This is a genomic window from Pseudomonas sp. SMN5, assembly GCF_052041925.1.
Taxonomy (GTDB): Bacteria; Pseudomonadota; Gammaproteobacteria; order Pseudomonadales; family Pseudomonadaceae; genus Aquipseudomonas.
Map to the genome: position 1 here is coordinate 112,778 of NZ_JBKGGX010000017.1, position 11,072 is coordinate 123,849.

Annotated in this window: 11 protein-coding genes; 4 read left to right on the forward strand and 7 right to left on the reverse strand. The window is 60.0% G+C overall.

Annotated features, from left to right (window positions below):
• Nucleotides 1–288 precede the first annotated feature (288 nt).
• Nucleotides 289–1,116 carry a protein-glutamate O-methyltransferase CheR gene (gene cheR, locus ACLEJR_RS18290; protein ID WP_440794933.1) on the reverse strand — a complete coding sequence of 276 codons (828 nt, stop codon included), beginning with the start codon at nucleotides 1,114–1,116 and terminating at the stop codon, nucleotides 289–291.
• Nucleotides 1,117–1,170: 54 nt separating this feature from the next.
• Nucleotides 1,171–2,097, reverse strand: a complete 927-nt coding sequence (locus ACLEJR_RS18295; RefSeq protein ID WP_440794935.1) for a chemotaxis protein CheV — start codon at nucleotides 2,095–2,097, stop codon at nucleotides 1,171–1,173.
• A gap of 78 nt (nucleotides 2,098–2,175) precedes the next feature.
• Between ACLEJR_RS18295 and flgA the strand changes: the two genes are divergently transcribed.
• From flgA to ACLEJR_RS18315, 4 genes are all read left to right on the forward strand, one after another.
• Nucleotides 2,176–2,940 (forward strand): flagellar basal body P-ring formation chaperone FlgA, encoded by a 765-nt coding sequence (gene flgA, locus ACLEJR_RS18300; protein WP_440794937.1) that lies wholly within the window; start codon nucleotides 2,176–2,178, stop codon nucleotides 2,938–2,940.
• A gap of 174 nt (nucleotides 2,941–3,114) precedes the next feature.
• Nucleotides 3,115–3,423, forward strand: a complete 309-nt coding sequence (flgM, locus tag ACLEJR_RS18305; protein WP_440794939.1) for a flagellar biosynthesis anti-sigma factor FlgM — start codon at nucleotides 3,115–3,117, stop codon at nucleotides 3,421–3,423.
• 47 nt (nucleotides 3,424–3,470) lie between these two features.
• On the forward strand, nucleotides 3,471–3,938 hold the full coding sequence (locus ACLEJR_RS18310) for a flagella synthesis protein FlgN (protein WP_440794941.1): 468 nt from the start codon (nucleotides 3,471–3,473) through the stop codon (nucleotides 3,936–3,938).
• Nucleotides 3,939–4,030: 92 nt separating this feature from the next.
• Complete coding sequence (locus tag ACLEJR_RS18315) at nucleotides 4,031–4,777, forward strand: flagellar brake protein (protein WP_440794943.1); 747 nt, start codon at nucleotides 4,031–4,033, stop codon at nucleotides 4,775–4,777.
• A gap of 245 nt (nucleotides 4,778–5,022) precedes the next feature.
• On the opposite strand, the gene ACLEJR_RS18320 is transcribed toward ACLEJR_RS18315, so the two are convergent.
• The 5 genes from ACLEJR_RS18320 to ACLEJR_RS18340 form a co-directional block, all read right to left on the reverse strand.
• Nucleotides 5,023–6,381: an MFS transporter gene (locus ACLEJR_RS18320; RefSeq protein WP_440815579.1), complete on the reverse strand. Its 1,359-nt coding sequence runs from the start codon at nucleotides 6,379–6,381 to the stop codon at nucleotides 5,023–5,025.
• Between the two features lie 241 nt (nucleotides 6,382–6,622).
• Entirely contained in the window at nucleotides 6,623–7,864 is a 1,242-nt protein-coding gene (locus tag ACLEJR_RS18325) for a glutamine synthetase family protein (RefSeq protein WP_440815589.1), read from the reverse strand.
• Between the two features lie 326 nt (nucleotides 7,865–8,190).
• A complete protein-coding gene (locus ACLEJR_RS18330) occupies nucleotides 8,191–8,883 on the reverse strand; it encodes a sensor histidine kinase (RefSeq protein ID WP_440794947.1) in 693 nt (230 codons plus the stop codon).
• Nucleotides 8,876–10,483, reverse strand: a complete 1,608-nt coding sequence (locus tag ACLEJR_RS18335) for a response regulator (RefSeq protein ID WP_440794949.1) — start codon at nucleotides 10,481–10,483, stop codon at nucleotides 8,876–8,878. The genes ACLEJR_RS18330 and ACLEJR_RS18335 overlap by 8 nt, the downstream gene beginning before the upstream one ends.
• A 349-nt stretch (nucleotides 10,484–10,832) precedes the next feature.
• Nucleotides 10,833–11,072: PoNe immunity protein domain-containing protein (locus ACLEJR_RS18340; RefSeq protein WP_440815582.1), on the reverse strand; the 240-nt coding region annotated here is incomplete at its 5' end.

The window sequence follows — 11,072 nt, forward strand, 5'->3', positions numbered from 1 at the left end:
AAAAGCCCATAAACCGGGGCTTTGCGGGCAGCGGCAAGGCGGCAATGCCAGAAAAGCGGCAATGGGCTTCCGCTTGACTGCCGCTTTTCTGCCGCTCTCAGCGTCAACGGCGAAATTGTGGGAGCGGGCTTGCCCGCGAAAGCGGTGTATCAGGCGGCATCAATGTCTCTATTGGATCGCCTTCGCGAGCAAGCCCGCTCCCACAGAAGATTGGGGGGATTTGATGGAAGTTGACAGGCAAAAAAACGGGAGCCTTAGAGGGCTCCCGTTTTTTGACACACCGGCAAATCACTTCGCCTGATAGATGATCCCCGGACTGCACTGCACCATCTGGTAATGATCCGGCAAGCCATTCAACGCCTCTGAGGCGCCGAGGAACAGATAACCGCCCGGCTTCAGGGTGCCGTGGATCCGCAGCAGGATGTCTTTCTTCACTTCAGCGGAGAAATAGATCAGCACGTTGCGGCAGAACACGATGTCGAATTTGCCCAGGCTGGCATAGCTGTCCAGCAGGTTGAACGAGCGGAACTCCACACGATTCTTGATCGGCGCCTTGACCACCCAGCGCCCCGGACCTTTCGGGTCGAAGTAGCGTTGCAGGCGATCAGGCGACAGGCCACGGCCGATGGCCAGGCTATCGTACTCGCCGGTCTTGCAGTTGGTGAGCATGGACCCCGACAAGTCGGTGGCGACGATTTGCACGCCGCCCTTCAACTGGCCGATATTGGTCCGCTCGAATTCGTCGATGGACATCGAGATCGAGTACGGTTCCTGTCCCGACGAACACGCCGCCGACCAGATCCGCAAGCGCTGCCCCGGACTGGCCTTGATGGCCGCCGGCAGTACCTTGTTCTTCAATACCTCGAATGGATAGGTGTCACGAAACCACAAGGTTTCGTTGGTGGTCATCGCATCCACCACCATCTCGCGCAGGCCACTGCGCGGCTGGGTCTGGATACGCTGCACCAGCTCGCCCAACGATTTGAGGCCCTGTTGCTCCATCAATTTGTTGAGACGGCTCGACACCAGGTATTGCTTGTTCTCACCAAGCAATATGCCACAGGCTTTTTCCAGGAAGACCCGGAACTGTTCGAAATCCAAATTACCCGTAGACAAGATGCCGCCTCTTTCATTGTATTGATTTGCCGGGCGCACAACGCGCCCGACCTTTTATCCTGCTGTCTTGATCCGATCGACCACCCGGGACGCCAGATCATCGGGCCGGAATTTCGCCAGGAAATCGTCGGCACCGACCTTCTTGACCATCGCCTGGTTGAAAACCCCGGACAACGAGGTGTGCAGGATGATGTGCAGCTTCTGCATACGCGGATCGCTGCGGATCTCCGAGGTCAGGGTGTAGCCGTCCATCTCCGGCATCTCGATGTCCGAGATCATCATCAGGAACTCTTCTTCGGGCTTCTTGCCCTCTTCCACCAGCTTGCGCAGGTAGTCCAGCGCCTGGCGCCCGTCATTCAGCGCCACCACTTCGACACCGATGGTCTGCAGGCAACGCGTCACCTGCTTGCGTGCCACCGACGAGTCATCGACGGTCAGCACCCGCAGCGAAATCGCCTTGTGCTGGGTCTCGGCATCCACCACACCGACGGAAATGGCTTCCGGGGTCGGCGCCACTTCGGCGAGGATTTTCTCCACGTCGATGATTTCCACCAACTGGTTGTCGACCCGGGTCACTGCCGTCAGGTAGTGATCACGACCGGTGCCCTTGGGCGGTGGATGGATCTCTTCCCAGTTCATGTTGACGATGCGTTCCACCGAGCGCACCAGGAAGCCCTGGGTCTTGGTGTTGTACTCAGTGATGATCACGAACGGATTGCTCTGGTCCAGCAGCCGACCGGAACCGGTCGCCATTGCCAGATCGAGGATCGGGATCGTCGCTCCGCGAATATTCGCCACACCGCACACGACGGGACTGGACTTGGGCATCAGGGTCAGCTTGGGGCATTGCAGCACCTCGCGCACCTTGAATACGTTGATCCCATACATTTGCTGTCCGTCGAGACGGAACAACAACAGCTCCAGGCGATTCTGACCCACCAGCTGAGTGCGCTGGTTTACTGAATCCATTACTCCCGCCATGCCCTGACTCCTACCTAACGCTAATGTGTCCGACGCGCCTGAATCATTAAACGGCACGGGGCTTGCTATTCAACCGGCATGAACGCACAAACGACATTTTCTCGACGCCTGACCACTCACTGCCGCTACTGGCTCGGTGCACTGCTGGCTGTCTGCCTGTTCGCTTCGGGCCGCCCTGCCCTGGCAGATGCTCCGGTTACCTTGCCTGATCTCCTTATCGGCGTCACTCAGGGCTTTCTTGAATTCACCGTAGAAGACTACCTGGCTACCAGTCAAACCGAAGGTCGCTATGAAATCGAAGTCAACCAGCTCGACCCGCGCCTGCGCATGCCGATGTGCGACAAGGAATTGACTGCCTCGCTGGAGAGTCCGGCCCGGCCCCTGGGTCGCGTCACGGTCAAGGTTCGTTGCGACAGCGCCGCCCCGTGGACCGTGTTCGTACCGGCTCAAGTGCGCCTGTATCGGGAAATCGTCACGACCACTCGTCCGCTCAAACGGGCCGGGATCGTCGAGCCCCAGGACGTCGTGCTGCGCGAACGCGACATCAGCCAGATCACCCAGGGTTTCCTGACGTCGGTGGATCAGGCCATCGGGCAGAAACTTGTCCGACCAATGGTAGCCGACCAGGTTGTCACCCTGGTGCATCTGGAGCAAGCCGAAGTGGTACGCAAGGGCGACCAGGTGGTCATCACCGCCCGCAGCGGTACCCTGGCGGTACGGATGCCCGGCGAGGCCTTGTCCAATGGCGGTATGCGGGAACAGATCCGGGTGAAAAACCTCAACTCCCAACGGGTAATCAAAGCGCAGGTCATGGCCCCCGGCCAGGTGGAAGTGGCCATGTAGAGACTTGGTAGAGACGGGTACAAAGCTGGCGCTTGACCCCGGTGTTCCCTAGACTGTGCCTTTATACGAAGGCTTGCGCAGACGTGCGCATGTTCATTGAATAAATGAGCCTAAAGTTTTTTCAGGGATGGCCGAGAACATGGCAAGCGTCCAAATATCCAGAGGTTTTCTACCATGGTCATCGACTTCAATCGTTTAAACAGCTCTTCACCGTTGCCAGGCACTACCCGTACCAGCGCGAGCAAGGAAACCGACAAGTCCGCACCGCTGCCTACCCAGGCCGAAAAGGTCAACACCGGAGAGTCCGTACACCTCAGCACTGAGGCCCAGCAGTTGCAGAAGGTCACTGACAAGCTGCGCGATCAACCTGTCGTCGATAAAGCCCGCGTGGCCGAATTGAAAGCAGCAATCGCCGATGGCAGCTATAAAGTCGACAGCAACCGCGTAGCCAGCAAACTGCTCAACTTCGAAGCCCAGCGCTAGGCCGCCGCCTGCGCAGGCTTTTGGACGCTCAAGACCCAAGGCCAGCCATGCACGACACGAATTTATTGCAACTGATCATCGACGACTTCGCTCCAGCGCAACAGCTGCTGGAATTACTGCAGGCCGAATCCGTGGCGTTGCACGGTCGCGACATGCCTCTGCTGGAAAATATCCTGGCGCAGAAGCAGGCATTGATCATTCTGCTCGACCAGCATGGCCGCAAGCGCAGCGAGATCCTCATCAGCCTCAACCTGCCCGCCACTCACGAAGGCCTCGAGCAACTGGCCAGCCAGTCGTCGATCGGCGATCAATTGCTGTCCCAGAGCAAAGTCCTCAATGACCTGCTCGCCCAGTGCCAAGCGACCAATGCGCGTAATGGCCAGTCGATCCTGACCCAGCAGGCCGCCACCGCCAATCAGTTGCGTATCCTCAACGGCGGCGAAATCCCGACGCTGTATGACGCCAGCGGCTCGACCGCCCGGATGGTCAAGCACCGCCCGCTCAGTCAGGCGTAAAAGGAACAGCGCCTGTGCTCTATCAACGCGCGAGACATGCTGGCAAAATGCTAGCTACTCGTAGTCGTATTTTGCCTGGAGATTGACCTACCGTGTTCAATGCCTCAAACGCGGATGATGCTCCGCAGCCACCGAAGGTCCTCACCACGCCTCTGGAAATCTCCGGCAACCTGCGGATGCTGCAGGAAAGCCACGACCCGCTGATCATTACCTTTCACGAACGCACCCAGCGTTTTCAAAGCTATCTGGTGAATGTGGATCGCGAGAACAACACCATTGCCCTGGATGAAATGATTCCGCGTGATGGCGAACGCTTCCTGCTGGCAGGCGAGCCGTTTCGTGTCGAAGGCTTCCATGACGGTGTGCGTATCGCCTGGGAAAGCAACGGTCCGCTGACCATCGATGAGTCCAAGGATGGTCGCTGCTATCGTGGCGCCCTGCCTGAGGAAGTGGTTTATCACCAGCGCCGCAACGCCTTTCGCGCCGCTCTGAAACTGACGCAACTGGTGAGCGTCGAACTGGGTGGCGATAAGCTCAAGTCCCCGGTCAGCGGCAAGCTCCTGGACATCTCGGCCACCGGCTGCAAGCTGCGCTTCGAAGGCGACATCACCGAACGCCTGCAATTGGGCCAGGTCTATGAGCGCTTCATCGCCGCCCTGCCCTTTGGCAACATGACTGCACCGGTCGAGTTGCGCCACCTGCATTTCGAAGAACGAATCAACACCACCTTCGCCGGCGTGCGCTTCCATAATGTCAGCGGTCTGGTGCAGCGTCAGGTCGAGCGCTTTGTCTATCAACTCCAGCGTGAAGCCCGTCGTTTCGATAAAGACGAGCTCTGATTCCAAGCTTTTGAAAAAAACGGGCAGTCCCTTGCGGTGACTGCCCGTTTTTTATGCCTTTCTGGATATCCTCACTCCAGGCATTGCTGTGCTTGCGCTGGCCTCATCGCGAGCAGGCTCGCTCACACATTAAATCGATGTGCTTGGGATGACTCGCCCAACACAGCCCCCCTGTGGGAGCGAGCCTGCTCGCGATAGGCGCCACCGCGGTGTACCAATTGTTGACGCCTTTATCGCCGACAACCTCAAGGCCTGGCCTGGGTGAAGTCCGCTGCATCAGTCTCCGCCACCGTTTCGTGCTCGGGCTCGGGCTCGGGCCCTGGCTCAACGTCCGGAGTGGCCGGCGCCTGCATCTGATCTTGCACCACCTGCTCGTCCACCCGCGGGTCGAGACAGGCCACCAGCGGCGAACTCGACATGCTGTCCGGCATGGCAACGTGATGCAACGGCGCGTCGTCGACCTGATGCAGGTTGGTCACCGCTTTCGGCCGGATCCGCCACACCAGCACCAGGGCGAAGAAGGCAGAAAAGGCATACAACATGTGACTGCCGAACATTTTCATCAGCACCCCCGCCACCAGTGGCCCGATACTGGCGCCAACACCGTAGGTCACCAGCAGCATCGCCGTCAGCGACACCCGCCGATCACCTTCGACGTGGTCGTTGGAGAACGCCACCGCCAATGGATACAGGCAGAACTGGACCAGCGAACAGCAGAAGCCGGCCACGAACAGCACCTCAAGCGGCACCTGCTGCAGAATCGCCAGCGGCATCGCGCAGACCGCGAGGAACAGCGCAAAGCAGCGGATCAGCATCGCCCGGTCATAACGGTCGGACAACCAGCCCAACGGCCACTGGACCAGCAATCCGGCAAAGATGCAGCTACCCATGAACAGACCGACCTGCTCGGTGGACAAACCCTGCTGCGAGGCATACAACGGCGCCAGGCCATAGAACGAGCCGACGATCAGTCCCGAGCCCAGCACGGTGCTCAGCGACTGCGGCACCCGCTTGATGAAAAAACGCGGCTCCATCGGTGCCGGACGCAGCGGTGCCGGGTGAATCCGCCGGGTCAGCGCGACCGGCACCAGACACAGGGCAAAACACAGCGCCACCAGCATCAGCAGTTCCAGCCCCAGGGCCGGATGCATGACCAGGATCAGCTGGCCCAGCACCAACCCCAAGTACGAGGCAATCATGTAGCCGCTGAACACCACGCCACGCTGCTTGGCGTCGGCCTGCTCGTTGAGCCAGCTTTCGATGACCATGTACTGGCACATCATGCCCAGGCCCACGATCATCCGTAGCACGATCCAGGCCGGCAACCAGTTCACCAGACCGTGCCCCAGGACCGCCGCGCCAACGATCCCGGCGCAGGCTGAATAGGCCCGGATATGCCCGACCCGGGCGATCAGCCGGTGGCCGATCTTGCCACCCAACACCAGGCCGAAGTAGTTGGCCGCCATCAGCGCACCGACCCAAAGGCTGTCGACATGGTCGGCCGCCAGCCGCAAGGCCAGGTAAGTACTCAAGAGGCCGGAGCCGATCAACATCATCAGCGAGGCGAAATAAAGCGCTCGAAAAGGTTTCCAGATTTGGCGCATCGGCGTTCCGAGCGGCTCCTTGAAGTGAGTGAGGGCTACCTTGCAAGATAGCCCGGATGCAGCGGTTGGTCAGGCTGTGTACGAGATAGTTTGAAACGCAGGTTAGGCAAGGCAAAAACCGGCGAGGAACGGCCGGGGTCGCACTCGACTTGACTGGTTGTCAATGAGCATTCCGATCGGACTCGCGCACGAGCCGGTTTTAACGCCGCATAACCAAGTTTCAAGCTATTTCGTGCATAGCCTAGGCCTGTGCCGCCAGGACGCGTCGTTCCCAGGCCGTGATCTCATCAAAGAAACTGGTCAGTTCCAGGCTCTTCGTAGCGATGTAACCTTCGATGAACTCGCTACCGAACAGTTCCTTCGCGACCTGGCTACGCTTCAGACGTTCCAGGGCGGCATGCAAGGTACATGGCAGCGACAGATTATCCGGGACCTCGAATTCACCCTGGATCGCCGCGCTCGGTTCCAGGCGCTGCTCGATGCCATAAAGCCCGGCGGCCAGGCTGGCGGCAATCGCCAAGTACGGGTTGGCATCCGCACCCGGCAGACGGTTTTCGACCCGTCGGGCCACCGGTGAGCTGGCGGGTATGCGCAACCCGGCCGAGCGATTGTCATGGGACCAGCAGGCATTGTTCGGGGAGGCGTATGGGTGGCACAGGCGCTGGTAGGAGTTCACGTTCGGCGCCAGCAGCGCAGTGAAATCCGCCAGGCAGGCCTGTTGCCCGCCAATGAAATGCCGGAAGGCCGCTGTCGGCTCGCCGGCCTCATCGGAAAACACGTTGCGACCACTGTCGAGCTCGACGAGGCTCTGATGGATGTGCATCGAACTGCCCGCGGTGTGCGCCAATGGCTTGGCCATGCAGACCACGGTCAGGCCGTGCTTGAGCGCCACTTCCTTGAGCAGGTGCTTGAACAGGAACGTCTGGTCGGCCAATAACAGCGGGTCGCCATGCAGCAGATTGATTTCGAACTGGCTCACGCCCATTTCATGCATGAAGGTGTCACGAGGCAAGCCCAGCGCCGCCATGGCTTCATAGACTTCACTGAAGAACGGGCGCAGGCCGTTGTTGGAGCTGACGCTGAACGCCGATTGCCCATCTTCGCGACGACCGTCCAGGCCCACCGGCGGCTGGAACGGCTGAGTCGGGTCCGGGTTGGGCGCGAACACGAAAAATTCCAGCTCGGTCGCCACCACTGGCGCCAAGCCATGGGCCGCATAGCGGGCGATCACCGTTTTGAGTTGGCCACGCGTGGACAGCGGCGAGCTTTCGCCACTCAGTTCGTCGGCGTCACAGATTGCCAGGGCACGAGGCTGCCGGCTCCATGGCAGGCGATGGATCTGTTTCGGATCGGCCACCAACGCCAGGTCTCCGTCCTCACCGCCATAGAAACGCGCCGGCGGATAACCGCCCATGATGCACTGCAGCAATACGCCCCGCGCCAGCTGCAACCGCCGGCCTTCGAGAAAGCCCTCGGCGGTCATTACCTTGCCTCGCGGCACGCCATTCAAATCCGGCGTGACACATTCAATCTCATCAATGCCGGTCAGTCGCTGTGCGAGTGAACCCAGGCCATCGGTCGTCATGACGCAATCCTTGTTATGTGCGAGCCGCGAGCGGCGACCCGTACAAAATAGGCTTCGGCTGTTCGGAATATCAAGCAGCCCAACACAATAAACACCGAGCGATTTCTCATGTGGGAGCGGGCTTGCTCGCGAATGCGGTGTGTCAGTTAATAAATCTCCGTCTGATACACCGCATTCGCGAGCAAGCCCGCTCCCACAGGGTTTTGACTCTGCTGCTCGATGACTTACGGCAGATAGATGCGGAACACCCCACCGCCCAGCACACCGCCATTGGCAATCTCGGTACGCCCGCACACGCCGCCGCGCTGATGCAACCCGGCGATCCGCGCGGCAAAGTACAAGCCCAGGCCGGTGCTGCCGCTGCTGTGGTTGATACCCTGCACATATTCGGCCTGACGCTCGATCATTTCGGCCGGGTAGCCGTCACCGTCGTCATTGATGGTCAACACCAGGTGCCCGGCCTCGTCGCTGGCACTGATCAATAACGCCTGGCGCCCGTGGCGAATGGCGTTGGTGATGCAGTTGTCGAGCACCGAGGCAATGAGCTCGCGGTCGAAAAAGCCCAGGGGGCTCAGCGGATCGACTTCATAGGTCGCCATGATCCCGCGGCTGCGGAACACGTCCTGGTGACCGGCCAACTGCGCCTCGATGAAATCATCCAGTTCGTGATAGGCCGGATGCAGTGGCAACTGGTTGACGCCGAGCTTGTAGAGCCCCAGCAACTGCACCATCAGGCCGTTGAGGTGGGCGAACTCGAACTCGATGACACCCTGCTCCGGGGTCTGGCGATCGGGCTCGGGCAACCGCTCGAGCCATTGCGTATGCGCCTGCATGAGCAAGGTCAGGGAGTTCTTCATGTCGTGCACGGTCGATGCGATCACCGTGGAAAAATCGAGTGCCTGTTCGCTGTCATTCATCGCCAAATGCCTTGCTTCGCAGTTTCTGATAACGCGCAAAACGCGCATCGGTATCGGGCATCATGCCCACCAGTTTCAGGCAGGCGCGACACTCTTGCAGCAGTTCCGATTCCACGCTGGTATCGGTGCCGTGCAAAAGGGACTGCGCCATGTTCAAAGCAATACTGATGTTCTTGGGCTGCATTTTCAGTGCGCGGCGGAACAACTCCCGCGCCTCTGGCAATGCGCCCGTCTTGTAGACGCGCACACCTTCGCGGTTCAGCTCGGCGGCGGCATTGCCCTGGTTGAGAATGTTCGGGTCATCGGTGAGTTTGGCGATGCCTTGCATCACCGCCGGATCATCACCGTAGATTTCCGCGCAGTTCTTGAGCATCGACTCGCCGGCACTGGTCTGGCCGAGCATCTGCAACTGCTTGGCGACCAGCAACGCGGCTTCGGCGCTCATGAACTGTTCCATGCCATCGAGGCGCTGCAAGGCCTGTTCGGTGAGTTTCTCCGCGGTTTCGGCGTCGTTGAGCAACAGGCTCGTGGCCTTCATCAACCGCGCCCGGACCTGCAACCCCGGGTCGTTGAGGTTTTCCTTCGCCACGGCGCTGAGGGTAGTGTTGATCTCCAGCCGTGTGCGGGTGTCGAGGCCCTTTTCGCTGCCCTTGCTGATCAGCGCATGGGCCAGGCCGAGGTTGCTTTCCGGGTCCTTGAAACGCGACTGCGCGCCCTGCCCGACCGCCTGGCGATAGGCCCTGGACGCGGTGTCATAGTCTTCGTTGGTCATCGCCAGCTTGCCCAGCAACGACTGCCGGCGCACCGCCAGCGGCGACAGGCGAACCGCTTCTTCCAGGACACTCTGGGCTTGTTTCGTATCGCCTTCGGCCACCAGCACCTCGGCCATGCCGTCGTACAGGGCCGGCATCATCGGGAAGGTTTTCAAGGCCTTTTCATAGACCTCCTTGGCCTGCCCGACCTGACCGCGCTTGAACAGCAACTTGCCCAGGCCCGCATAGGCCCAGGGCAACGGACGATCCGCCAGGATGGTGTTGTACAGGCGCTCCAGGGCCTCGTTCTGATTCAGGTCGCGCAACGCATCGGCCCGATAGCGCAGGCACAACGGCCCGTAGCGCGGATCCTGCTTGCACAAGGCAATGCAGGCGTTAAGCACTTCCAACGGCTTGCCGCGATCCAGCGCCTGGAGGATCGGTTTGAGCAGGGTCTTGCGCTGTTCCAGTCGCTCCAGCCGCTGGGCCAGGCCGGAACGGTTGAACGGCTTGGTCAAATACGCGTCGGGCTCATGCTCCAGGGCGCTGAGCACCATCGCCTGACTGGTCTCGGCGGTCACCATGAGGAACACGCTTTCATGACTGATGAGCTTCTCGACCATCAGGTCTTCCAGCACCTGCTGGCCGTTCTTGCGCCCATCGCCCAGATGATAGTCCTGCAAAATAAAGTCATAGCGCTTCTGCGAGCACATGCGCAGCGCCACTTCACCGGTATCGGCGGTGTCCACATCTTTGACGCCCAGCTCCCGCAACATGGAGCGGATCGAGCTGCGGAAATCCGAGAAATCATCGACGATCAGAAAACTTTTTTGGTGGTACGCCAGCATCGAGGATGTCCAGGCAAGTAAAAAAGATGCGCCCAAACGGGTGCTCATCAGCTTATCGGCCGCAAATGGCGTTCCGTTAACTGATCGTATGGGAGAGGTTTAGTGCGGGAAAGCGTTAATGCCAGTGCGCCAGAGGATCTCGGGCAGCCCAGGTAGAATCTGTGCTTTGGGATAGAACACACCCTGTGGCGAGGGAGCTTGCTCCCGCTGGGGCGCGAAGCGGCCCCTGCCTTGTCGAGGGCCGCTGCGCAGCCCAGCGGGAGCAAGCTCCCTCGCCACGGGGTCAGGTGTCCACTTGGCATTTGCTGAACTGGCAGTGACATTCCGGCTTTGCTCGTCAGATCGTCACTTAGCGACGCCCCAACAGTCTTCCCCAAAAACCCGCCTTCATCTCCGCGACCACTGGCGCAGGTGGCGCGATGTCTTGCCTTGCCGGATGGGTATTCGGACCATCAGGCCGGAGTAAATCCCCGGGATAATGCTCAAGCCCCAAGCATTGCGAATCATCAATCCCGAAGGCTTTCACGGCCGCCACGGCTTCCACGCACCACCGACCGAAATAAGCGCCACCTTCAAAATTCTCGTCGCC